20 protein-coding genes are annotated in these 24,615 nt (G+C 71.8%); 15 read left to right on the top strand and 5 right to left on the bottom strand.

All coding sequences use genetic code 11. The features are described 5' to 3' along the window. The 3 genes from IE107_RS35305 to IE107_RS26940 all read left to right on the top strand — a co-directional run. The coding region (locus IE107_RS35305; protein WP_229867269.1) for a peptidoglycan recognition protein family protein at positions 1 to 825 on the top strand (825 nt) is incomplete at its 5' end. A gap of 109 nt (positions 826 to 934) precedes the next feature. After that, on the top strand, positions 935 to 2,026 hold the full coding sequence (gene manB / locus IE107_RS26945; protein ID WP_189546940.1) for a mannose-1-phosphate guanylyltransferase: 1,092 nt from the start codon (positions 935 to 937) through the stop codon (positions 2,024 to 2,026). Between the two features lie 131 nt (positions 2,027 to 2,157). Beyond that, positions 2,158 to 3,156, top strand: coding sequence for a DNA-3-methyladenine glycosylase family protein (locus IE107_RS26940; RefSeq protein WP_189546939.1), 999 nt, complete (start codon positions 2,158 to 2,160; stop codon positions 3,154 to 3,156). A gap of 29 nt (positions 3,157 to 3,185) precedes the next feature. Here the strand turns inward: IE107_RS26940 and IE107_RS26935 are convergent, their stop codons facing one another. The 3 genes from IE107_RS26935 to IE107_RS26925 all read right to left on the bottom strand — a co-directional run bounded on the left by IE107_RS26935 (position 3,186) and on the right by IE107_RS26925 (position 6,046). Further along, positions 3,186 to 4,508: a coenzyme F420-0:L-glutamate ligase gene (locus IE107_RS26935; protein ID WP_189546938.1), complete on the bottom strand. Its 1,323-nt coding sequence runs from the start codon at positions 4,506 to 4,508 to the stop codon at positions 3,186 to 3,188. After that, positions 4,505 to 5,461: a 2-phospho-L-lactate transferase gene (gene cofD, locus IE107_RS26930; RefSeq protein WP_189546937.1), complete on the bottom strand. Its 957-nt coding sequence runs from the start codon at positions 5,459 to 5,461 to the stop codon at positions 4,505 to 4,507. The genes IE107_RS26935 and cofD overlap by 4 nt, the downstream gene beginning before the upstream one ends. Positions 5,462 to 5,524: 63 nt before the next feature. Then, a complete protein-coding gene (locus IE107_RS26925) occupies positions 5,525 to 6,046 on the bottom strand; it encodes a cysteine dioxygenase (protein WP_189546936.1) in 522 nt (173 codons plus the stop codon). Between the two features lie 714 nt (positions 6,047 to 6,760). Between IE107_RS26925 and IE107_RS26920 the strand changes: the two genes are divergently transcribed. From IE107_RS26920 to IE107_RS26910, 3 genes are all read left to right on the top strand, one after another. Continuing rightward, positions 6,761 to 7,024 carry a WhiB family transcriptional regulator gene (locus IE107_RS26920; protein ID WP_003968728.1) on the top strand — a complete coding sequence of 88 codons (264 nt, stop codon included), beginning with the start codon at positions 6,761 to 6,763 and terminating at the stop codon, positions 7,022 to 7,024. Positions 7,025 to 7,370: 346 nt separating this feature from the next. Continuing rightward, positions 7,371 to 11,213 (top strand): glycosyltransferase family 2 protein, encoded by a 3,843-nt coding sequence (locus IE107_RS26915; RefSeq protein WP_189546935.1) that lies wholly within the window; start codon positions 7,371 to 7,373, stop codon positions 11,211 to 11,213. Then, a complete protein-coding gene (locus IE107_RS26910; RefSeq protein ID WP_189546934.1) occupies positions 11,210 to 12,724 on the top strand; it encodes a DUF5719 family protein in 1,515 nt (504 codons plus the stop codon). Before IE107_RS26915 ends, IE107_RS26910 begins: the two co-directional genes overlap by 4 nt. Before the next feature lie 43 nt (positions 12,725 to 12,767). Here IE107_RS26910 and IE107_RS26905 read toward each other — a convergent pair whose 3' ends face one another. Beyond that, positions 12,768 to 13,196 (bottom strand): metallopeptidase family protein, encoded by a 429-nt coding sequence (locus IE107_RS26905; protein ID WP_189546933.1) that lies wholly within the window; start codon positions 13,194 to 13,196, stop codon positions 12,768 to 12,770. 367 nt (positions 13,197 to 13,563) lie between these two features. Between IE107_RS26905 and IE107_RS26900 the strand changes: the two genes are divergently transcribed. From IE107_RS26900 to IE107_RS26865, 8 genes are all read left to right on the top strand, one after another. Continuing rightward, positions 13,564 to 13,941 (top strand): DUF3499 domain-containing protein, encoded by a 378-nt coding sequence (locus IE107_RS26900; protein WP_189546932.1) that lies wholly within the window; start codon positions 13,564 to 13,566, stop codon positions 13,939 to 13,941. A 63-nt stretch (positions 13,942 to 14,004) separates the two neighbouring features. After that, complete coding sequence (locus tag IE107_RS26895) at positions 14,005 to 15,405, top strand: phosphomannomutase/phosphoglucomutase (protein WP_189546931.1); 1,401 nt, start codon at positions 14,005 to 14,007, stop codon at positions 15,403 to 15,405. Between the two features lie 505 nt (positions 15,406 to 15,910). After that, entirely contained in the window at positions 15,911 to 16,093 is a 183-nt protein-coding gene (locus IE107_RS26890; protein ID WP_072488362.1) for a Trm112 family protein, read from the top strand. A gap of 74 nt (positions 16,094 to 16,167) precedes the next feature. Beyond that, positions 16,168 to 17,304 (top strand): SIS domain-containing protein, encoded by a 1,137-nt coding sequence (locus IE107_RS26885; RefSeq protein WP_189546930.1) that lies wholly within the window; start codon positions 16,168 to 16,170, stop codon positions 17,302 to 17,304. 97 nt (positions 17,305 to 17,401) lie between these two features. After that, on the top strand, positions 17,402 to 18,583 hold the full coding sequence (gene manA, locus IE107_RS26880) for a mannose-6-phosphate isomerase, class I (protein WP_189546929.1): 1,182 nt from the start codon (positions 17,402 to 17,404) through the stop codon (positions 18,581 to 18,583). Positions 18,584 to 18,671: 88 nt separating this feature from the next. Further along, positions 18,672 to 19,679: a cation diffusion facilitator family transporter gene (locus IE107_RS26875; protein WP_189546928.1), complete on the top strand. Its 1,008-nt coding sequence runs from the start codon at positions 18,672 to 18,674 to the stop codon at positions 19,677 to 19,679. 298 nt (positions 19,680 to 19,977) lie between these two features. Then, entirely contained in the window at positions 19,978 to 21,435 is a 1,458-nt protein-coding gene (gene ahcY, locus IE107_RS26870) for an adenosylhomocysteinase (protein ID WP_189546927.1), read from the top strand. A gap of 177 nt (positions 21,436 to 21,612) precedes the next feature. Further along, the gene (locus IE107_RS26865; protein ID WP_189546926.1) at positions 21,613 to 22,224 is read left to right on the top strand and encodes a hypothetical protein; all 612 of its coding nucleotides are present in this window, start codon (positions 21,613 to 21,615) and stop codon (positions 22,222 to 22,224) included. On the opposite strand, the gene IE107_RS26860 is transcribed toward IE107_RS26865, so the two are convergent. Beyond that, complete coding sequence (locus IE107_RS26860) at positions 22,221 to 23,162, bottom strand: RDD family protein (protein WP_189546925.1); 942 nt, start codon at positions 23,160 to 23,162, stop codon at positions 22,221 to 22,223. The genes IE107_RS26865 and IE107_RS26860 overlap by 4 nt on opposite strands. A gap of 120 nt (positions 23,163 to 23,282) precedes the next feature. On the opposite strand from IE107_RS26860, the gene IE107_RS26855 reads away from it, so the two are divergent. Then, a complete protein-coding gene (locus IE107_RS26855; RefSeq protein WP_189546924.1) occupies positions 23,283 to 24,290 on the top strand; it encodes a stage II sporulation protein M in 1,008 nt (335 codons plus the stop codon). The last annotated feature ends 325 nt before the right edge of the window (positions 24,291 to 24,615 follow it).

Here is a 24,615-nt window from a genome sequence, read left to right as displayed (position 1 = left end):
GACGGAGCCGCGCCGGACGACGGAGCCGCGCCGGACGACGGAGCCGCGCCGGACGACGGAGCCGCGCCGGACGACGGCGTGGCCGCTGCGGCAGGGGCCCAGGCCGCCGGGGACGGGCGCACCACATCCCGCGCCCCGGACGTGCTCCCCGCTCTGGGCAAGGCGGAGTCCGAGGCGCAGTACGAGGCCGAGGCCGGCCTCGTACCCGGCGCCCAGCCGTACATCGGCCCCCGTCCGAGCATCGTCACCCGCAAGGGCTGGGGCGCCGACGAGAAGCTCAGGGAGAGCAAGTTCGTCTACACCAGCAGCGTCAAGGCCGCCTTCATCCATCACAGCGCCACCGGCAACAACTACAAGTGCTCCCAGGCGGCCTCGGTCCTGCGCGGCATCTACCGCTACCACGTCAAGAGCAGCGGCTGGCGCGACATCGGCTACAACTTCGCCGTCGACAAGTGCGGAAACATCTACGAAGGGCGGGCCGGAGGCGTGACGAAGGCCGTCCTGGGAGCGCACACGCTCGGCTTCAACGCCAACAGCATGGGCATCGCGGTGCTCGGCACCTTCACCACGTCCAACCCGCCCGCCGCCGCGGTGAACGCCGTCGCGAAGCTCACCGCCTGGAAGCTCGGCCTGTTCGGCGCCGACCCGCGCGGCAAGGTCACGCTCGTCTCGGGCGGCGGGAACAAGTACAAGAAGGGCAAGAAGGCCAAACTCAACGTCATCTCCGGCCACCGGGACGGCTTCGCAACCGAATGCCCCGGAGCACGTCTCTACAAGAAGCTCGGCTCGGCCCGTTCCAGCTCCGCCAAGCTCCAGGGCCGCTAAACGGAACGGGAGACCGCCGCGGGCCGCTGACCGGGGACGACCGAACCGGTCTGCATACACTGGCCAGCCGAAACCAGGCCAGGCCCCAGCAGGAAGCAGAGTCAGTGCTGTGACAGAGGCAAAAGAAGCGATCCTCCTGGTCGGCGGAAAGGGAACCCGGCTGCGCCCGCTCACGGTGCACACGCCCAAGCCCATGGTTCCGGCAGCGGGCGTTCCGTTCCTCACTCACCAGCTGGCGCGCGCCCGGGCCGCCGGGGTCGAGCACATCGTGCTCGCGACTTCGTACCTGGCGGAGGTCTTCGAGCCGTACTTCGGAGACGGCTCCTCGCTCGGCCTCCACATCGAGTACGTCACCGAACGCGAACCGCTCGGCACCGGCGGCGCGATACGCAATGTCGCGTCCCGGCTGGCCTCGGGCCCGGACGACCCGGTGCTCATCTTCAACGGCGACATCCTCACCGGCCTGGACATCCGGGCGCTGGCCGCCTCGCACACGAGCTCCGGCGCGGATGTCTCCCTCCACCTCACCCGGGTCGAGGACCCGCGCGCCTTCGGCCTGGTACCGACGGACGACAGCGGCAGGGTCACCGCGTTCCTGGAGAAGCCCGAGACGCCCGAGGAGATCGTCACCGACCAGATCAACGCCGGGGCGTACATCTTCCGGCGCTCGGTCATCGACACCATCCCGGCCGGGCGCCCCGTCTCCGTCGAGCGCGAGACCTTCCCCGGGCTGCTCGCCTCCGGAGCGCATCTCCAGGGCATGGTCGACTCCACCTACTGGCTGGACCTCGGTACCCCGCAGGCCTTCGTACGCGGCTCCGCCGACCTGGTCCTGGGCCGCGCCCCGTCCCCGGCGGTTCCCGGCCGATGCGGCGACGGACTCGTGCTGCCCACGGCCTCCGTCGCCCCCGACGCCAAGATCAGCGGCGGTACGGTGGTCGGAGAGGGCGCCCTGGTCGGCGAAGGGGCCCGGATCGACGGCTCCGCGATACTGGCCGGCGCGGTCGTCGGACCCGGAGCCGTGATCAAGGACTCGCTGGTCGGCGCCGGTGCCCGGATCGGCAGCCGTACGGTGCTCACCGGCGCGGTCGTCGGGGACGGGGCCCGGGTCGGCGCCGACAACGAACTGCGCGACGGCGTCCGCGTCTGGTGCGGGGCGGTCCTCCCGGACGCGGCGGTGCGCTTCTCCTCCGACGAATAGCGGTCCGCTTCTCCTTCGACGAACAGACGGACAGACGAACGGCCGGACGGCCGGACGTGGCCCGGTGAACCGCCGGGTACCGTCCGCAGCGCTTACCCTCGACTGGCACCCCGACGACCGAGGACCTCACCGTGGCAGGACGATTCGCCCCCCGCAGCGCTCCCCGCGCGGCCGTCCCGCACCAGGCGGCGGCTCCGGCGGCGGACGTGCTGACCCGTGAGTGGACCCCGCCCGGCCCCTTCGACCTGCGCCTGGTCGTCGGCCCACTGCGCCGCGGCCCTGCCGACCCCACGTACCGGATGACCGCGGACGGCACGGCCTGGCGGGCCAGCCGCACACCGGCGGGCCCCGGCACCCTGCGCCTCACCGCCCGGGGCGGCCGGATCGAGGCGGCGGCCTGGGGCCCCGGCGCACCGTGGCTGCTGGACCGGCTCCCGACGCTGCTCGGTGCGACGGACGACCCGGACGCCTTCCGCCCGCGCCACCGGCTGCTCGCCCTGACCCGGCACCGCCGCCCCGGCCTGCGGCTGCTGCGCACCGGCCTGGTCATGGAGTCGCTGATCCCGTCGATCCTGGAACAGAAGGTCACCACGGACGAGGCCTACCGCGCCTGGCGCCTCCTGGTCCGGGGGCACGGCACCCCGGCGCCCGGCCCCACGGACCACGCGGCGTTCAGCGCGCTGGGCCTGCACGTCATGCCGGACGCCCGCACCTGGTCCCTGATCCCGTCCTGGGAATGGCACCGTGCGGGTGTCGACGCCAAACGCTCGGGCACCATCCTGCGCGCGGTACGCGTGGCCCGCCGTCTGGAGGAGGCGGCGGCCATGGAGCTCCCTCAGGCCATGGCCCGGCTGCAACTGATCCCCGGTATCGGACCCTGGACCTCGGCCGAGACGCTCCAGCGCTCGAACGGCGCCCCGGACGCGGTCACCGTCGGCGACCTCCACCTCCCCGGCATCGTCGGCCACGCCCTGGCGGGCAACCGGGACGCCGACGACGAGGAGATGCTGGCCCTCCTGGCCCCGTACGAGGGCCAGCGCCACCGGGCTACCCGCCTCATCCTGCTCTCGGGCCACACCCCGGCCCGCCGCGCCCCGCGCATGACCCGCGGCGACATCGCCCGCCTGTAGAGCCCGCGCCGCTCTCCTCGCGCCCGGCCTCAGCGCACCTCGATGAACCCCTCCGCGTCCCGCCCCGGCCGCGCCGCGGGTTCGGCCGCCGCGCGGCCCACCGCCACCGCCCCCAGCGGATCCCAGGTCTCCGGCAGCTCCAGCACCTCGCGCACCACGGGGCGGCAGAACATCGTCGACGAGACCCACGCCGAGCCCAGCCGCTCGCCGGCCAGTGCCACCAGGAAGTTCTGGATGCCGGCCCCCGCCGCGACCACGAACATCTCGCGCTCCGCCGTGTCCCGCCGCTCGTCCCCGTACGTGTGGGAGCCGTCCATCACCAGACACGGCACCACCAGATACGGCGCCCGGCGCAGCACATCGCCCCGCCGCACCCGCTTGGCGATCGACTCCTCGCTCCTGCCGTCGCGCCGCAGATCCGCGATCCACGCGTCCCGCATCGCGTCGAGCAGCCGGGTCCGCGACTCCTCGGACTCCAGCAGGACGAACCGCCACGGCGTCGTGTGATGGGGCGCGGGCGCCGTCACCGCCGCGGCCACGGCCCGCCGCACCGCCCCCGGGTCCACCGGATCGTCGGTGAACTCGCGCACCGTACGCCGCAGGGTCACCGCCTCCCGCACCGCCTCCGACGTACCGAGCCGGAACATGTCGTCGGCCGCGCCCCGCACCATCGCCCGGGCACCACCGGCATCGGCCGGGTCCACCACGTGACCGAGCCCCCGCACCACCGCGACGGGCAGCCCGTCCGCCTTGCCCTTGACCAGATCCCCGGCCGCGGCCAGCTCGTCGGCGGTGGCGACCACGGTGGCGCTCAGCGGATTGCCGTACGCGTCCGTGCCGCCGCGCAGATCGTCCAGCACCCGGACCCCGGCAGCCCCGATCGCCACATCGGTCAGCCCGCTGCGCCACGGGCGCCCGAAGGTGTCCGTGACGACGACCCCGATCTCGACGCCGAGCGTGTCCCGCAACCCGTCACGGATCGCCCGCGCCGAGGCGTCCGGGTCCTCGGGGAGCAGCAGCACCGTCCCGGCGGGGGTGTTCGAGGCGTCGACCCCGGCCGCGGCCATGACCAGACCCTGCCGGTTCTCCACGATCCGCAGCGTGCCGCGCCGCGCCACCACCCGTACCGTCTCGGCGTCGATCGCCGCCTCGCGGTCGGAGGCCTCGACGATCCGGCCCTCCGCCTTGGAGACGATCTTCGAGGTGACCAGCAGGACATCGCCGTCGACCAGGCCCGGCCCGGTCGCGGCGATCAGCTTCGCCAGGTCGTCCCCGGCGCACACCTCGGGCATCCCGGGCAGCGCCCAGACCCGGTACGAGGGTGCCGCACCGGAGGCGGCACCGGCGCTCACGCCCGTACCTCCTCGGCCAGCGCCAGTGCCTGCCGGGCCATCTCCGCCGTCGCGTCGACATCGGTCATCATCAGCGGCACGGAACGGCAGCGGATGCCCGCGGCCTCCACCTCGCCGACCGCCCCGGCGTCCACGGTGTCGACGAGCCAGCCGTCGAGCAGCCCGGAGCCGTAGTGGGTGGCCACGGCCGACGCCGTCGACTCGACGCCCACCGCGGCGAGCACCTTGTCCGCCATGCCGCGCACCGGCGCGTCCCCGACGATGGGGGAGAGGCCGACGACCGGCACCCCGGCCTCGGCGATGGCCTCCCGGATTCCGGGCACGGCGAGGATCGTCCCCACCGACACGACGGGGTTGGACGGCGGGAAGAGGATCACATCGGCCCCGGCGATGGCCTCCAGCACTCCCGGAGCCGGCTCAGCCTGCTCGGCGCCGACCGGCACGATCGCCTGTGCCTCGACCGAGGCGCGCAGCTTCACCCAGTACTCCTGGAAGTGGATCGCTCTGCGCTCGCCGTCCACGTCGACCGCGACATGGGTCTCGACCCGGTCGTCGGACATCGGCAGCAACCGGACCCCCGGCTTCCAGCGCGCACAGAGGGCCTCGGTGACGGCGCTCAGCGGATAGCCGGCGCCCAGCATCTGCGTGCGGACGATGTGTGTCGCGAAGTCGCGGTCGCCGAGCCCGAACCACTCCGGCCCCACGCCGTACGCCGCGAGCTCCTCCTTGACCTGGAAGCTCTCGTCCGTACGCCCCCAGCCCTGCTCCTCGTTGATGCCACCGCCGAGGGTGTACATCACGGTGTCGAGGTCGGGGCAGACCTTCAGCCCGAACAGATGGATGTCGTCACCGGTGTTGCCGATCACCGTGATGTCCGCGTCGGGTGCGGCCTGCTTGAGGCCACGCAGAAAACGAGCACCACCGATACCGCCGGCCAGAACCACAATGCGCATGCAGACAGTCTGTCAGGCGGGGTCTGTTCCTTGCCGGGGTGGTGACGGGTGACGGGTGGGCTGTCAGGCGCGTACGGCATCCATGGCTGCCGGGGCGCATTGCGCCGCGTGCATCGGCATCTCGGTCAGACCCGGGTAGTAGATGTGCAGACTGACGGCCGGTTCGAGGGAGTCGTTGACCACTTCGTGCGCGTAGCCGGGCGCGAAGACCCGCTGCGCACCCGGGTCCAGGGCGCGGGTGGCGCGCTGGGTGTGCTCGGTCAGCCGGCCTTCCAGGACGGTCAGTACGCCGGAGGACCGGCCGTGGTCGTGGAGCCCGCTGCCCTGGCCGGGCACCCAGCTGAGCAGCCAGACCTCGTAGCCGAGTGGGGAGCCGAGAGCTTGGGGAACGGTGCGCAGCCGGTGGTACCAGCGGGTGGTGGCGTCGTACCGGACGAGCGGCGCCCACTGGGCGCGGTCGGCGGCGATGCCACGGGCGAGTCCGACGAACTCGGAGACGGTGGAGGGGTGCTCGCGGGCCGGCTGGAGGAGGTGCTGGACCTCGAGGATGTCGCCGGCGATCTGGAGGTCGCTGTTGCTGTTCATGGGGGAGGTGGTTCCTCGGCATGTGAGGTGCGTGCGCGGGGTGTCGCGGAGACCGGAGAACCTCGGCTGCGGGGGACATCGGATGAGGATGTTCCGGGGAAGCGGAAGTGCTGCGGAGAGCCTCTGCGAGAGGAGCTGGATCAGAGCCGGTGCCCTGGGGGCATCAACAGCTGTGACAGCTGGAACAGCAACAGCGGGCCTGGGCAGCGGTACGGAACCCACGGGCGTGGGTGGCGTACATCGCGGCAGTCGCTGGCATGCATCAAAGGAGACCGGCTGAATCCGCCGCTGTCAACCTGATGCCCGATTCGGTGGCAATGTTTCACCCCATCCGGTTACCGGGCGCGAACAAAGGTTTATGTGGCCATCGCGTCGGAGATGTGGCGCATCGACCGCGTCCTCAAACACCGTTGACGCACCGTGACCCGACTGTGATCTTGATCGCTTCAATGATCGAATCGAAACGCCCGGTTGATGCCGCTCGTCTCACTCGATGAGAAGCGTGGGCGTGAGAGAGCCCATGGCATATGTCAGGTTTTTGGTGATTTGCACACTTTCCGCGTAGGCTTGGTTCCGCAGAGTGAATACCTGGGCCGATAGCAGATCTTCGCTTGACTGGCCCGGAGCTACACACTTGTAATTTCACTCGTGTCGTTCGGCCGCAATCAGTAACGGCTGCATCACGGGGACGCAAGAGACAGACGAGGGGCGCACATGACCGAGCTGTTCCAGCAACTGCTGGTCGAGGACGCGGACGAGGAACTCGGCTGGCAGGAGCGCGCACTGTGCGCCCAGACCGATCCCGAGTCCTTCTTCCCCGAGAAGGGCGGATCCACCCGCGAGGCCAAGAAGGTCTGTCTCGCCTGTGAAGTCCGGTCCGAATGCCTTGAATATGCCCTGTCCAATGACGAACGCTTCGGAATCTGGGGCGGTCTGTCGGAACGTGAACGGCGCCGCCTGAAGAAGGCCGCCATCTGACCGCGGAACACCGCGGGAACCGGCCGCGGTACACCGCGGCAACGAAAAACGCCTCACCGCCGGACACCCCGGCGACCGAGCATTCCGACAACCGAAGACCCGGACCGCGAACGACCATGGCCCGCCGCCTGCGCCCTCCCCGCAGACGACGGGCCATCGCCGTACCCACCGCGACTCCACCACCAGGCCGCAGCCCCGTTCGGGCGCTCGGCGCCATCCGGGTGATCCGTACCGTTAGTGTGGGGCCCCGTCCGAGACACGCCAACGCCCCGACGGGGCGCGCGTGTACACCGATGCAGCCCCCGGGGTGACGCCCCCCGGACCCGGCCGGAGGGCCCGTACCTCGATGTCCGTGCACAGCCAATCGGCGGCGCCGTACGCGGCCGCCACCGCCCCAGAGTTCCCCCGGCATGTCGTCACCGCCGTGCTCGTCTCCCACGACGGCGCACGCTGGCTGCCCGACGCGCTCGCCGGGCTGCTCGGGCAGGAACGCCCCGTACAGAACGCCGTCGCCGCCGACACCGGCAGCGCCGACGACTCCGCGCGGCTGGTCACCGAGGCGCTCGGCGCCGAACGCGTCCTGCACCTCGCGCGCCGTACGAGCTTCGGCACCGCCGTCGACGAGGCGACCCGCACGGCCGGCGTCCTCACCCTCGAGGACCTGCCGTACCTCAAGCGCCCCAGCAGCTGGGACCCCGCCAGCAGGACCTGGCGCGACGACGCCTACGACCTGCCCGAACTGCCGCACGGCGAACCGGTGCAGTGGCTCTGGCTGCTCCACGACGACTGCGCACCCGCACCCGACGCGCTCACCGAGATGCTGCGCGTCGTCGACACCGACCCGCACGCCGCGATCGTCGGCCCCAAGCTCCGCGGCTGGTACGACCGCAAGCAGCTGCTGGAGGTCGGTGTCTCCATCGCCAACAGCGGACGCCGCTGGACCGGGCTCGACCGCCGCGAGCAGGACCAGGGCCAGCACGACCAGGTCCGTACCGTGCTCTCCGTCTCCACCGCCGGCATGCTGATCCGCCGTGACGTCTGGGAGGAGCTCGGCGGGTTCGACCGCGGACTGCCCCTGATGCGCGACGACGTCGACCTGTGCTGGCGCGCGCACGCCGCGGGACACCGGGTGCTCGTCGCCCCCGACGCCGTCCTCAGGCACGCCGAGGCATCCGCCCGCGAGCGCCGCCCGATCGACTGCGCGGGCCGCTCGGTCGCCTCCCCGCACCGCGTCGACAAGGCCGGCGCCGTCTACACGATGCTGGTCAACGCCCGCACCAAGGTGCTGCCCTGGGTGCTGCTCAGGCTCGTCGTCGGCACCCTGCTGCGGACCCTCGCCTATCTCGTCGGCAAGGTGCCCGGCCAGGCCCTCGACGAGGTCGCCGGGCTCTTCGGCACCCTGCTGCGCCCCGGACGGATCCTCGCGGCCCGGCGCAGCCGCGGCAAGGGCGCCGTCGACCAGGCCGAGCTGCGTGGCCTCTTCCCGCCACCCGGTGCCACCGTCCGCGCCACCGTGGACCAGATCGCCGGGAACTTCGGCAGCGGCTCCGACGCCGACTCGGGCGGCTCCCGGCACGGCGCCGTGGAATCCGGCCCCGGCGGTGACGACGCCGACTTCCTGGAGATCGAGCAGTTCGCACGGCTCAAGCGGATCGGGCGCAAGCCGGGCCCGGTGCTCTTCGCCCTCCTGCTCCTGGTCTCGCTCGTCGCCTGCCGCGGCCTTCTCGGCGGCGGCGCGCTGACCGGCGGCGCGCTGCTGCCCGCCCCCGGCGACGTCTCCGACCTGTGGAACACGTACGCGGACGGCTGGCACCCGGTCGGCACCGGCGGCACGCAGACCGCGCCGCCCTACCTCGCCGTGCTCTCCGCACTGTCCGCGCTGTTCCTCGGCTCGACCGGCTTCGCGCTCACGCTCCTGCTGGTCTGCTCGGTCCCCCTCGCCGGACTCACCGCGTACTTCGCCTCCCGGCCGCTGCTCGAATCGAGGCTGCTGCGGGCCTGGGCGAGCGTCGCGTACGCCTTCCTGCCCGCCGCCACCGGCGCCCTGGCGACCGGCCGCCTCGGCACCGCCGTACTCGCCGTCCTGCTCCCGCTGATCGCCCGCGCCGCCGTCTCCGCGCACGGCATGCGAGCCGGCGGCGACGCCCGCGGCAGCTGGCGCGCCACCTGGGCGTACACCCTGCTCCTCACCCTCGTCATGGCGTTCACGCCGATCGTCTGGCCGATCGCCGTGGTCCTCGGCGTCGGTGTGCTCGTACTGCGCCGCAGCGACATCACCGCGTACGGGCTCCGCTTCCTCGCCGCGATCGGCACCCCGCTGCTCGTTCTCGCGCCCTGGTCGCTCTCGCTCCTCACCAGCCCGTCCGGCTTCCTGAAGGAGGCGGGCCTGGACATCGGTACGGGCACGGCCTCCGCGCTCGACCTGCTCGGCATCAGCCCCGGCGGCCCCAAGGCCGCGGGCGGCGTGCTGCTGCTCGGCATCGTGCTCGCCGCGCTGGCCGCGCTGCTGCGCGGGGAGCGGCAGTTCGCGGTACGCACCGCGTGGGCCGTCGCACTCGTGGCGCTGGTCTTCGCCGCGCTGGCCAACGGCTCGGGCTGGGCCGGCCCCGCCACCCTCGTCTACGGCACCGCGCTGATCGCCGCCGCACTGGTCGGCGCGGACGGTGCCCGGGTACGCGTCGCCGAGCTCAGCTTCGGCTGGCGGCAGCCGGTCGCCGTACTGATCGCCCTCGCCGCGGCACTCGCCCCGGTGCTGGCCGCCGCGGGCTGGATGATCGGTGGCGCGGCGGGTCCGCTGGAGCGCCGCGACCCGGTGCAGGTGCCCGCGTTCGTGGCCGAGGAGAGCACCACCCGCGACCAGCCGCGCACCCTGGTCCTCGGCGGCACCTCGCCCGCCACCGTCTCGTACACCCTGGTACGCGGCTCCGGCGCGCGGCTCGGTGATGCCGAACTGGTCGAGGCGGGCGGCAGCAACAGCCATCTCGACAAGGTCGTCGCCAACCTGGTCGCGGGCTCCGGCGCCGACCAGGGCCGTCAGCTCAGCGGTTTCGCGATCCGTTACGTACTGGTCCGCGACGGCTCCCCGGAGGCGATGAGCCGGGTCCTCGATGCGACCCCGGGGCTCAGTCGGCTGAGCCAGCTGGACGGCAGCGCGCTGTGGCGGGTCGACCGCCAGGTCGCCCGAGTCATGATCATCCCGTCCGGCGCCGACGAGGAACCGCTGCCCGTCGGCTCGCTGCCCGTCGAGGCGCACACCAAGATCCCGGCGGGCGGCTCCGGCCGCGTGCTGCGGATCGCGGACGCCGCCGACCCCGGCTGGCAGGCCACGCTCGACGGCCGGGCGCTGACCCCGAAGACCGTCGACGGCTGGGCCCAGGGCTTCGAGCTCCCCGCCGAGGGCGGCACGCTGGACCTCACGTACGACACGCCCCTCACCCACACCGCCTGGATCTGGATCCAGTCCGCGCTGGCTGTCGTCCTGCTGGTCCTCGCGCTGCCCGGCCGCCGCCGGGAGATCGACGACGACCTGCCCGAGGAGGCCGTGGCGGTCCCCGCGGAGCCGGTCGCCGGCGAGGGACGCCGGGCCCGCAGGCTGCGCGCGGCCGCCCAGGCGGAGGCGGAGGCCGAGCCGGCCGAGGAGACGGGACAGCACATCCCGGCCCAGCAGGCAGGGGAGTACCCTCCCGCCGAGCCGGCCGCCGAGCCGCAACCCCACGGGAGCGAGGAGCAGGACACCTTCGCCCCGGCCGAAGAAGGCCAGTACGCCGCGGTGCCGCAGCAGCAGTACGGCGCATGGGACGGCCAGCAGTACCAGGACGCCGGCTACCAGCAGTACCAGGGCGAGCAGTACGGGGACGGCCAGTACGCCCCGCAGCAGGACGGCCAGTACGCCCCGCAGCAGGACGGTCAGTACGGCACCCAGCACAACCACCTCGCCGCCGGCCCGTACCAGCAGAACGCCTACGACCCGTACGGCTACGCCGCCCAGCAGCAGTACGACCCGCAGGCCCAGGTCCCGTACGACCCCCAGGCCCCGTACGACCCCCACGCCGCGTACGACCCCCACGCCCACTACGGGCAGCAGGGTGCACAGCAGGGCCAGTACGACCCGCAGAACCCCGACGAGAACCCCGCCCCGGGCCAGAACCCGTGGCCGACCGGTAACGCATCGCGAGGCGAGTCCGAGTGAAGTCCAGCAGCAGCCTGTCCCTCATCGCGGGCACCGTCGCCCTCGCCGCCGTCACCGGATTCGCCGCGCTCAACGCGCCCGGCGACGGGGACACCGCGCCGGCGAAGACCGCCGCCCGGCTGCCGGTGGAACGGTCCAGCCTGGTCTGCCCGGCTCCCGGCCTCTCGGACCTGGCGGAGACGACCTACACCTCCTTCACCCCGGCGGGCAGCAGCGGCGGCGAGGCCGGCGCGGCCGAGCTGCGGATGTCCGCCACCACGTCCGGCGACGGCAAGAAGGACGAGAAGAAGGACAAGAAGAAGGCGGATCCCGGAAAGCCGGTCGTCTCGCTCAAGGAACCCGGCAAACCGGCCACCGCCGAGGCATCGGGCGCCGACACCCCCGCGCTGGTCGGCACCGCCACCGGCCGTCTGGCCTCCGGCTGGACCGCCCAGCAGACCACCATGGTCGAGGCGGGCGGCGGCCGGGGCCTGCTCGGCGTCAGCTGCACCGGGCCCGACACGGACTTCTGGTTCCCGGCCGCGAGCACCGCGAAGTCCCGCGAGGACTACGTCCACCTGACCAACCCGGACGACACCGCGGCCGTCGCCGACATCGAGCTGTACGGTCCGGACGGCTCCCTCAAGTCCGATGTCGGCGAAGGCATCACGGTGCCCGCCCGCTCCAGCGTGCCGGTGCTGATCTCCACGCTGACGAGCGAGGTCACCGAGGATGTGACCGTCCACGTCACCACTCGTACCGGACGTGTCGGCGCGGTCGTCAGGACCGCGGACGAGGAGACCGGCAGCGACTGGCTGGCCGCCTCCAGCGACCCGACGGGCACCCTGGTGCTCCCCGGCATCCCCGCGGACGCCACCTCGGTCCGCCTCGTGGCCTTCGCGACGGGAGACGACGACGCCGATCTGAAGGTGAAACTGGTTGGCAAGACCGGCGCGATCTCCCCGGTCGGCAACGAGAGTCTCCACGTCAAGTCCCGGATGACCGCGGGCGTCGACCTGAAGGACATCACCAAGGGCGAGGCCGGCTCCCTGCTGCTGACCCCGGCCCAGGGGAAGAAGAACGCCCCCGTGGTCGCCGCACTGCGCGTGGTCCGCGGCACCGGCGAAAAGCAGGAGGTCGGCTACATCCCGGCGACCGGCCCGGTGGGCGCGCGGGCGACCGTGGCCGACAACCGGGACAAGGGATCGGTCCTCTCGCTCACCGCGCCGGGGGCCACCGCCACCGTCAAGGTCACCGCGTCGGCGGGCAGCGAGGGCGGCGAACAGGCCGTCAAGAAGTACACGGTCAAGGGCGGTACGACACTGGCGGTCACCCCGCCCGTACCGTCCGGCCTCAAGGGCGGCTACGCCCTGACGGTCGAGACGGAGACGGGCGGCCCGGTCCACGCCGCGCGCACGCTCACCGTCACGCAGGACGGCATCCAGATGTTCACCGTGCAGACCCTGCCGGACGACCGCGGAACGGTGGAGGTGCCCGCCGCCGAGCAGGACCTGTCGGTTCTCGGCGACTGACCGGACGGTACGGGCAGGGGCGGAGCAGGCCGCCGGGCTCCCGCTACTCCTGCCCGTACCGCGGATCCACCGACTCCGGTGCGAGACCGAGCAGCTCCGCGACCTGTTCCACCACGACCTCGTGCACCAGCAGGGCGCGTTCGTCGCGGTTCTTGGTACGGATCTCGACGGGCCGCCGGTAGATCACGATCTGCGCCGGCCGGCCCTTCTCGGCGGAGATCGCGCGCCCCAGCGGCACGGTCTCCTCCTGCGTCGACGGCACATCGAGCACCATGAAGTCCACATCGGTCAGCTGCGGCCAGCGCCGCTCCAGCCGTTCCACCGAGTCCTGCACGAGATCGCGGAAGTTCTCCGCCCTGCTGACCGAGAGCGGCACCTGGGGCGGGGCGACGGGCCCCCGCATGCCGCGGCCATGGCGGTCACGACGGCGCGGGCGCGGCTCGGACGGGTGCGGCGGTACGGGACTGTCCATCACTGACGCAGCGTAACTCTCCACGGTGCAAGTGGAACGCCGCTCCCTGACAGCGCGTCGCCGTTTCCGTGACAGCGCATCCGCATATCAGGGACAGAGCGTCCCGCCTGTCCAATACTGAACAATCCGGCCAATCAGGGGCCCGATTCAGGCCCTGCTCCTGACCGCTGATCTCTTGCCGTATGACAGATTTTGTGCCGCTTGGTGACGGGAATCGTTGCCGGTAGTGCCGGTACTTATCCGTTCCTGCGCAGGTCAGAACGTCTGTCCGGAAGGCGATTGTGCCGGAGTTCACAGGGCGACACGGTGGGGTGACCTGAGGGAGAGTCGTCGCAGCCCGCTCAAGAGTGCGGTACCGTCCAACATCGTGAGCCCTGTACGTCGCTGTTCGCGCACCGCGTGCGGCCGCCCTGCCGTCGCGACACTGACGTACGTCTATGCCGACTCGACTGCGGTCCTCGGCCCGCTCGCCACCTATGCCGAGCCCCACTGCTACGACCTCTGTGCCGAGCACAGTGAGCGGCTGACGGCACCACGCGGCTGGGAAGTCGTCCGGCTCTCCGACCCCTCCGCCCCCACCCGCCCCAGCGGCGACGACCTCGAAGCGCTCGCCAATGCCGTACGGGAAGCCGCGCGGCCGCAGGACCGCGGCGCCGACGGGAGGGGCGGCGGCCCGCACGCCGCCGATCCGAGGGAGGTCGCGCGCCGCGGCCACCTCAGAGTGCTGCGCTCACCGGACTCCTGAGCTCGGCCTACGACCCCTCCGGGTAGTTTGGGCGGTCCGCAGGAATCTCAGGAGGACCGGCCCGTGGCTGCTGATCTGTCGCAGATCGTGAAGGCGTACGACGTGCGCGGAGTGGTGCCCGATCAGTGGGACGAAGCACTGGCCGAGCAACTCGGGGCCGCGTTCGTCGAGGTGACGGACGCGGACGCGATCGTGATCGGCCACGACATGCGGCCCTCGTCGCCCGGCCTCTCCGGAGCCTTCGCACGGGGAGCAGCGGCCCGTGGCGCGGACGTCACACTCATCGGCCTCTGTTCGACCGATCAGCTGTACTTCGCCTCGGGCAGCCTGGGCCTCCCCGGCGCGATGTTCACCGCCTCGCACAACCCGGCGCAGTACAACGGAATCAAGCTCTGCCGGGCGGGCGCCGCACCCGTGGGGCAGGACACCGGGCTCCTGGAGATCCGCACCCTGGTCGAGAAGTGGTCGGAGACGGGCGCCCCGGGGCCGGTCGCCGCACCCGGCACCGTCACCGAGCGCGACACACTCGCCGACTACGCGGCCCATCTGCTGTCCCTGGTCGACCTGAGGTCCGTCCGGCCGCTGAAGGTCGTCGTCGACGCGGGCAACGGCATGGGCGGCCACACCGTCCCCACCGTCTTCGCGGGCCTGCCCGTCGACCTCGTACCGATGTACTTCGAACTCGACGGCACGTTCCCCAACCACGAGGCCAACCCCCTCGACCCGAAGAACCTCGTCGACCTCCAGGCCCGGGTCGTGGCCGAGGGCGCCGACCTCGGCCTCGCCTTCGACGGCGACGCGGACCGCTGCTTCGTCGTCGACGAGCGGGGCGAGGGCATCTCGCCCTCGGCGATCACCGCCCTGGTCGCGGCACGGGAGCTCGCCCGCAACGGCGGCAAGGGCACCGTCATCCACAACCTGATCACGTCCCTCTCGGTCCCCGAGGTCGTCCGCGAGAACGGCGGCACCCCGGTCCGTACCCGCGTGGGCCACTCCTTCATCAAGGCGGAGATGGCCGAGCACAGCGCGATCTTCGGCGGCGAACACTCCGCGCACTACTACTTCCGCGACTTCTGGAACGCCGACACGGGCATGCTCGCCGCGCTCCACGTCCTGGCCGCGCTGGGCGGTCAGCCGGGCCCCCTGTCCGAACTGGTCGCCCGCTACGACCGCTACGCCGGTTCCGGCGAGATCAACTCCACGGTCGCCGACCAGCCGGGTCGTACGGCAGCGGTACGCGCCGCCTTCGCCTCCCGCGACGGCGTCACGACCGACGACCTGGACGGCCTGACGGTCACGTCCCCGGACTGGTGGTTCAACCTCCGTGCCTCCAACACGGAGCCCCTGCTGCGCCTGAACGTGGAGGCCCGCGACGAGCGCACGATGGCAGCTGTACGGGACGAGGTCCTGGCACTGGTCCGAACCGCGGATTCCCCCGGTACTCCCAGCCCTTCCGGCGACTGATCCAGCCTCGCTCCGGCCTCACCCGTCCGCCCCCGGGCCCTCTGGTGCCCACCCCAGCCCCTCCGGCCCCACCCCGTCCGTACGCAGGCCCCTCTGGTGACCACCCCACCCCTCTAGCCCCACCCCGTCCTCCTCCCCAGCCCCGCCGGTGACCACCTCTCCGGCTGCACCCCCTCTAGCCCCACCCCGTCCTCCGCCCCCAGCCCCGCCGGTGACCATCCCAGCCCCTCCGGCGTTTGAGGAGCGGGGGCCCGGGGGCGGAGCCCCCGGTTACGGGAAGGGGCGGGTAGGGGACCAGGCCCGCCGCAGACGCACCACCCTCCGCACTCCACCCCGCACCGCACTCCACCCCGCACCGCACTCCACCCCGCACCGCACTCCACGCCGCACCCCGCACTGCCCCGCCCCGCACCCCCCGCCCGCGGGCCCCCGGCCCGCCCCGCACCCCGCCGCCCCCAGCGGTAGGCTGACGTCGCCTGATCCGTTGCCCGAAGGGACCCACCCCATGCCGCTCGAAGCCGGCCTCCTGGAGATCCTCGCCTGCCCGGCGTGCCACTCCCCGCTCGACGACCGGTCGGCGGCCGACAGCCCCGAGCTGATCTGCACCGGCCAGGACTGCGGACTGGCCTACCCGGTGCGGGACGGCATTCCCGTCCTCCTCGTCGACGAGGCCCGCCGCCCCGCCTGACGGCGCCGGGGCCCGCAACGGCCCCGCCCCCGCAGCCCGCACGGTGATCAGCATGTGATCGGAGGACCGTCCCCATGCTCGACGAGTCGCTGCTCGACGCCCCGGAGGCCCTGGGCCGAGCCGACCGCCGCGGCCTGCTCCGCGGCGCAGCCGAGGCCGGGGCCCGGGTCCGTACCGCCGCCCGGCACGCCGCCGAGGCGGGGATCGCCGAGCTGAACCCGGAGGGCCGCCCCCGCGCCGTACTGGTCGCGGGCTCCGGCACCGCCGCATCCGGCGTCGCCGACCTGATCACCGCTCTGGCAGGTGCCTCAGCGCCCGTCACCTGCATCCACCCCACCGGGGTCGCCCCCGCACCGGGCGCGATGCGCTGGACGCTGCCCGGCTGGGCCGGCTCCGTGGACCTGCTGCTGATCGTCACGGCCGACGGCTCCGAGCCGGGCCTCTCCCTCCTCGCCCAACAGGCGCACCGCCGCGGCTGCAGCGTCGTCGCCGTCACCCCACGCCAGTCCCCGCTGCGCGAGGCGATCGACGGGGCGCACGGCCTCGTCGTACCGATGGCCTCCGCCCCGCACGGCGAGTACGACGCCGAGACCTCGGCCGCGGGCCCCGGCACGCTCTGGGCCCTGTTCACCCCGCTGCTCGCGCTGCTGGACCGGGTCGGCCTGCTGGCCGCGCCCCCCGAGGCGCTGCAGAGCGTCGCCGACCGCCTGGACCGCACCGCGGAACGCTGTGGCCCGGCGATCGCCACGTACAGCAACCCCGCCAAGACGCTCGCGGCCGAACTCGCCGAGAGCCTGCCCCTCATCTGGACGGAGGGCGACGCCGCCGCCCCGGTAGGCCGCAGATTCGCCGCCGTCCTGGCCGAACTGTCCGGCCGCCCCGCCCTCGCCGCCGAACTGCCCGAGGCACTCCCCGCCCACGGCACACTGCTGGCGGGCACCTTCGCCGCCGGGGCCGACCCCGACGACTTCTTCCGCGACCGGGTCGACGAGCCGGAGCCGCTGCACGCCCGCGTCGTACTGCTCCGTGACCGTCCCACCGGCGGCCTGAGCGCGGCGCCCGCCGCCCGCGAACTGGCCCTCGGCCACGACACCGCGATCAGCGAGCTCGAACCCGACGAGGGCACCGAGCTCGAAGCCCTCGCCGAACTGCTCGCGGTCACCGACTTCGCCGCCGTCTACCTGGCACTCGCCTCCGCATCCGGCGCCTGACCCCACAAGCCACCCCTGCCGACCGCACCAGCGCCCCACACACCAGAGCACAGAGCACAGCACCCCCCGATCCACGCACCTCACAAGGACGAACACCATGGACCGGCTCTCCAACACCGTGCGCCCTTACGCCTGGGGCTCCACCACCGCCATCCCCGAACTGCTCGGCGTCGCCCCCACCGGCGAGCCCCAGGCCGAGATGTGGATGGGCGCCCACCCCGGCGCCCCCTCCCTCCTCACCCGTATATCCGCCACCGGAGAGGCCGGCCGCGAACAGCCCCTCACCGATGTCATCGCCGCCGACCCCGAGCGCGAACTGGGCCGGGCCACCGTCGAGAAGTTCGGCCCCCGCCTCCCCTTCCTCCTCAAACTGCTCGCCGCGGGCGCCCCCCTCTCCCTCCAGGTCCACCCCGATCTCGCACAGGCCGAGCGGGGTTACGAGGACGAGGAGCGCCGGTCCGTCCCGATCGACGCGCCCCACCGCACGTACAAGGACGCCAACCACAAGCCCGAGCTGATCTGCGCGCTCACCCCCTTCGCCGGCCTGTGCGGCTTCCGCCCGCCCACCGAGGCGGCCGAGGCGATGGCGGCACTCGGTGTCGACTCCCTCAAGCCGTACGTCGACCTGCTCGGCGCCCACCCCGAAGAGGCCGCCCTGCGCGAGGTCCTCACCGCGATCCTCGGCGCCGACCCCGCGGAGATGACCGAAACGGTGCACCTGGCCGCGGCCGCCGCCGAGCGCCTCGGCGGCGCCCACGCCCCGTACGCCCGGATCGCCCACCACTTCCCCGGCGATCCCGGTGTCATCGCGGCGATGCTGCTGAACTACGTGGAACTCCAGCCCGGAGAGGCCCTGTTCCTCGGCGCGGGCGTCCCGCACGCCTACCTCGACGGCCTCGGCGTCGAGATCATGGCCAACTCGGACAACGTGCTGCGCTGCGGACTCACGCCCAAGCACATCGACGTACCCGAACTGCTGCGCGTCGTCCGCTTCGAGCCGACCGGGCCCGCTGTCCTGCGCCCCGAGGCCTCACCGTCCGGCGAAGAGCTGTACGAGACGCCCGTGGACGAATTCCGGCTCTCGCGCTTCGACCTCTCGCCCGGCGCCGCCCCCGTCGACCTGACCAGGGACACCCCGCAGATCCTGCTCTGCACCGGGGGAGCCCCGAAGACGGGCGAACTCGATCTCGCTCCCGGCGCGTCGGTGTTCGTGCCCTCCGGCGAAAAGGTTGAGGTGTCTGGTACGGGAACCCTGTTCCGAGCCACAGTGGTGGCCTGAACGTACCGTCCGTACCAGCGACTGCAACAATGTCCGGCCGTACCGCGGCGCCAGGGCCGCAGCATCGAAGAAGGGACACCAGGCACCCATGAGTGCGTCAGGCGGAACCAAGGCGATCGTGGCGGCACTCGGCGCCAACCTCGCGATCGCAGTGGCCAAATTCGTGGCGTTCCTGTTCAGTGGCTCGTCGTCGATGCTCGCGGAGAGCGTCCACTCGGTCGCCGACTCGGGCAACCAGGGCCTGCTGCTGCTCGGCGGCAAGAAGGCCCGGCGCGAGGCCACCCCGCAGCACCCCTTCGGCTACGGCCGAGAGCGCTACATCTACGCGTTCCTCGTCTCCATCGTGCTCTTCTCGGTCGGTGGCATGTTCGCGGTGTACGAGGGCTACGAGAAGATCAAGCACCCGCACGAGATCGAGGCCTGGTACTGGCCGGTCGGGGTGCTCGTCTTCGCGATCATCGCCGAGGGCTTCTCCTTCCGTACGGCCATCAAGGAGTCCAACCAGACCCGCGGGGCGCTGTCCTGGAGGGAGTTCATCCGCCGGGCGAAGGCCCCCGAGCTCCCGGTCGTCCTGCTGGAGGACCTCGGCGCGCTGATCGGTCTGGTGCTCGCCCTCGCGGGTGTCGGCCTGGCCCTCGCGACCGGTGACGGCGTCTGGGACGGCATCGGCACCCTCTGCATCGGCACCCTGCTGATCATCATTGCGATCGTGCTCGCCTCCGAGACGAAGTCCCTCCTGCTCGGCGAGGCGGCCGGCGCCGACCAGGTCGAGAAGATCAAGGCCGCGGCCGTCGACGGCGACACCGTCACCGGCGTCATCCACATGCGCACGCTTCACCTCGGCCCGGAGGAACTCCTCGTCGCTGCCAAGATCGCGGTGCAGCACGACAACACGGCCACCGAGGTCGCCGACGCCATCAACGCCGCCGAGAGCCGGATCCGCGCTGCGGTCCCGATCGCCCGGGTCATCTATCTGGAACCGGACATCTACAGCGAGGCCGCTGCCGCAGCCGGCATCAACCCGGGCAAGGCCCCGGGCGGAGCCCCCGGCGACACCCCGAAGGCCCCGGACACCCCGACGGAATCCGGCCACTGACCGCTCTCTCCGTCCACCCTCCCTCCCGCTCCCGATACGTCATCCCGACCGTTTCCCCACCGCTTCCCCGCCACGTCCCGCCCCGGGGCGGACTGGGAGCGGCTGGGCCGATCGGTGTAGATTCGATGGCAGTGTCAGACGTCGCTGCTGATGGCGGTCGATCGGTCCGTATGCGCGGACCGGCCGAGGGAGAGAGGGCCTCCGACGGACTGCGCTGCGAGCGTCCGGGCATTCGTGTGCCCGCCGCCGCAGAGCCATCCGTGCCCCACCTCGACCCCATTACGAGGAGCAGCCCGTTATGACGACGGTCGCCAATCGACAGGACTTCAAGGTCGCCGACCTCTCCCTCGCAGCGTTCGGCCGCAAGGAGATCACCCTCGCCGAGCACGAGATGCCCGGCCTGATGTCGATCCGCAAGGAGTACGCCGCAGCGCAGCCGCTGGCCGGCGCCCGCATCACCGGCTCGCTGCACATGACCGTGCAGACGGCCGTGCTGATCGAGACCCTGGTCGCCCTGGGCGCCGAGGTCCGCTGGGCCTCCTGCAACATCTTCTCCACCCAGGACCACGCCGCCGCCGCCATCGCCGTCGGCCCGAACGGCACCCCGGAAGCCCCGGCGGGCGTCCCGGTCTTCGCCTGGAAGGGCGAGACACTGGAGGAATACTGGTGGTGCACGGAGCAGGCCCTGACCTGGCCGAACACCCCCACCGGCGGTCCGAACATGATCCTCGACGACGGTGGTGACGCCACCCTCCTCGTCCACAAGGGCGTCGAGTTCGAGAAGGCCGGTGCTGCCCCGGACCCGTCGACCGCGGACAGCGAGGAGTACGCACACATCCTCACCCTGCTGAACCGCACCCTCGGCGAGTCCCCGCAGAAGTGGACCCAGCTGGCGTCCGAGATCCGCGGCGTCACCGAAGAGACCACCACCGGTGTGCACCGGCTGTACGAGATGCACCGCGACGGCACCCTCCTCTTCCCGGCGATCAACGTCAACGACGCCGTCACCAAGTCCAAGTTCGACAACAAGTACGGCTGCCGCCACTCGCTGATCGACGGCATCAACCGCGCCACGGACGTCCTGATCGGCGGCAAGACCGCCGTCGTCTGCGGCTACGGCGACGTGGGCAAGGGCTGCGCGGAGTCCCTGCGCGGCCAGGGCGCCCGGGTGATCGTCACGGAGATCGACCCGATCTGCGCCCTGCAGGCGGCGATGGACGGCTACCAGGTCGCCACCCTCGACGACGTCGTCGGCCAGGCCGACATCTTTGTCACCACGACGGGCAACAAGGACATCATCATGGCCGCCGACATGGCCAAGATGAAGCACCAGGCCATCGTCGGGAACATCGGCCACTTCGACAACGAGATCGACATGGCCGGCCTGGCGCAGATCGAAGGCATCGTCAAGGACGAGGTCAAGCCGCAGGTCCACACCTGGACGTTCCCCGACGGCAAGGTCCTCATCGTGCTGTCCGAGGGCCGTCTGCTGAACCTGGGCAACGCCACCGGCCACCCCTCGTTCGTCATGTCCAACTCGTTCGCGGACCAGACCCTGGCCCAGATCGAGCTGTTCACCAAGCCCGAGGAGTACCCGACCGATGTCTACGTGCTGCCCAAGCACCTGGACGAGAAGGTCGCCCGTCTCCACCTCGACGCGCTCGGCGTGAAGCTCACGAAGCTCCGCCCCGAGCAGGCCGCGTACATCGGTGTCGAGGTCGAGGGCCCGTACAAGCCCGACCACTACCGCTACTGATCCCGCCCGTCAGCGACCGCGCACGTCACCACCACCGGTTCACCACCGGTCAGTGACGACCGGCCGCTGACAGCAGGAACAGCCTCAGCAGCAGTACGAGCGCAGGCCCCCGCACCCCCGTGTCGGGGGCCTGCCCCGTACCGCGTCGGCTCAGCCCGAGGAACCCCGAAGGACCCCATGCCCCGCGGCCGATATTCGCTCCACGATCTCCACGATCACACCCCCCTCGGCGAAGAACATTTCCAGTGCGCACCCGGACTCTCCGGCTGGCGCTATCTCTCCCGGACCACCACCCCCTCCGGTGACCACCTCGGCTCCGTCGACCTGACCCTCGACGAACTCGGCCGCCCCATCCGCCTCGAACTCCATGCCGCGAGCTGGCAGGTCCGCGGCGCCGCCCTGGAAGGCGTCACCTGGGTCCGTACCGATCCGACCGGCACTCATGCCACCGAAGGCAATGTCCGCGCCCACGCCTTCACCGGCACATCCCCCGCATTTCTCGTAGCGACCGCACGACTGCTGCGCCTCACCCCCGATTCCCCCGCGACGCGCGTCCGCCTGGTCGCCTTCACCGACCCGGTCCTCGCACCTCGCACCGTCGACCAGTCCTGGGCCCTGGTGAACAGTGAAGCGCACGCCACTGACAACGGCCCCCTGACCGTGGACGAGTACCGGGTCATCGCCCTGGACACGGGCGAGCAGCACACCGTTCACATCGCCGGCGACGTGGTACTCGCGGCCCCGGGCATCGAGCTCGAAGACCTGGAGTCCCCGCCCTCACCGTTCTAGGCAGGCGGCGCGAACCCCGTGGCGGCAGGCGGCACCCGCCCACCCTCCGCCCCCGGAGCCGGCACAGGCGCACCCGCCTCGGCAGTCCCCGCGGAAGGCACAACCCCGACCGGCGCCCGGACGGCAGCAGTCCCACTCACCGGCGGTCCGGCCTGCCCCTCGGAACCACCGCGAGCAGCCCCGTCCTGAGCGGCAACGAGCACCTTCCGGGCATCCCGCGCCTGCCGCTCGTTCACCACCGCTGCCAGATACGCCCCGGCCGGCACCCCCTCCGGCACCGGCACCCCGGTCCGCGCCGCCAGCTCCCCGGCCAGCCGCTCCGCCATCGACCAGCCCACCTGCGCATCGAGCTGATGCATACGGGTCAGGTACTGCCGTACGGCCAGCCACAGAGATTCCGGCACCGCCGACAGATCCAGCCCCGCGAACCGCCCGACCAGCCACGGCGGCGGGGGCGGCACGGCAGCCGCCCGTCCCGCGGGCACCCGCTCCCGCACGACGAGCGTCCCCGCGAACACATCCCCGAGACGCCGCCCCCGCTCCGACACCAGCGAGGCGATGCACGCGACGACTCCGAGCGTCATCAGAATCTCGACGACCCCCATGGCTCCCCGCACCAGCGCATGCCGGAACCGGATCGGCCCTCCGTCGTCCCGGACCACCCGCAGCCCGCACGCCAGCTTTCCCAGCGAACGCCCGTGGCTGAGCGTCTCCACCGCGATCGGCCCGCCCACCAGCACCAGCAGGAAGGCCGCCACGGACACCGCCGCGAGTGCCGCGTCGTCCAGCGTCGCCGTCGCGATGGCCAGCCCGATCGACACCAGGACGAAAGCTGCCCCCACCACGACAAGATCAATGGCCAGCGCCAGCGCCCGGCTCGGCAGCTTCGCCGGCCGCAGCCCCAGCACCACCGCGTCCCCGGTCACGAGTTCACTCATCGCCGCCCCACCCTTCGCCGGTCATCCCTGCCCCTCGGGGCCTCAGTCTGCCAAGCTGACCCGCAGCGCGCCGCCGTAGTACGCACCCGTACGCACCCATGCCTGGAGCAGCAGCCGATCATGGACCTCGATGTCTTCGTGACCGCCCACCGCACCGAGTGGGACCGTCTGGACCATCTCCTGCACCGCGGGCGACGGCTCACCGGCACGGAAGCGGACGAACTGGTCGATCTCTACCAGCGCACAGCCACCCATCTCTCGCTCCTCCAGTCCAGCGCCCCGGACCCGATGCTCACGGCACGCCTCACCCAGCTCGTGGCCCGTGCCCGAGCCGCGGTCACCGGCACCCGCCGAGCCTCCTGGCGCGACGCCACGCGCTTCCTCACCGCAGGTTTCCCCGCCGCCGTCTACCGGTCCAGGCATTGGTGGATACCCACAGCGGTTCTCTCCACGGTGCTGGCGGCAGTGATCGGCTGGTGGATCGGTACGCATCCGGAAGTCCAGTCCGCCATCGCGGCTCCGGAGGACCTCCGCCGCATGACCAGCCCGGGCGGGGAGTACGAGACCTACTACTCCAGCCACCCGGCCGCTTCGTTCGCCGCCCAGGTGTGGACGAACAACGCCCAGGCCGCCGCCATGTGCCTGGTCCTGGGAGCGTTCCTCTGCATCCCGGTGATCTGGATCCTGTTCATCAACGTGCTCAACCTCGCGGTCGGCATCGGCCTGATGTCCTCGGCCGGCCGGCTCGATACCTTCCTGGGGCTGATCCTCCCGCACGGCCTGCTCGAACTCACCGCCGTCTTCGTCGCCGCGGGTACGGGCCTGCGCCTCGGCTGGACGGTCATCGACCCGGGCCCGTACAGCCGCCGTACCGCCCTCGCACAGCAGGGCCGGGCCGCGATCGGCATGGCCATCGGCCTCGCGCTGGTTCTGTTCGTCTCCGGCGTCATCGAAGGCTTCGTCACTCCCTCCGACCTCCCGACCTGGGGGCGCATCACCATCGGCATCGTGGCCGAGCTGGCCTTCCTCGCCTACGTCTACATCCTGGGCGGCCGAGCGGCGCGGGCCGGTGACGGCGGCGACATCGACCCCGCCGAACGCAGTGCCGAACTCCCGGTGGCAGCCTGATGTGCGTACGGCCCCGCTGACCTGCTAGTCTCCTCCTTGCCCCAAAGGCTGTTGACATGGCCGACATGGGGAGGTAGATTTTAACGGTTGCCTCGGACTGGACAAGTTGAGGTCGACCAGTTAGCGTCTAGCTCGCTCTCAACGGGAATCAAATTCCCGCAGAGCCATTGATTCCTTCACTTTGAATCACGAAGCTGATTTTCCGGCCGAATGTTTCTGGTAAAGTCGAATCAGTCGAAAGGTAAAGACCACTCCAGCGGTCACCGGAATTCAAATTCGAACCGGAAACGGAACGAAAAAGAGTCTGGTAAGGTTGGAGCCGCCG

Source organism: Streptomyces gelaticus (assembly GCF_014649535.1).
Classification (GTDB): Bacteria; Actinomycetota; Actinomycetes; order Streptomycetales; family Streptomycetaceae; genus Streptomyces; species Streptomyces gelaticus.
Note: the sequence above shows the minus strand (reverse complement) of the source record. Positions and strands in the feature narration are given on the sequence as shown.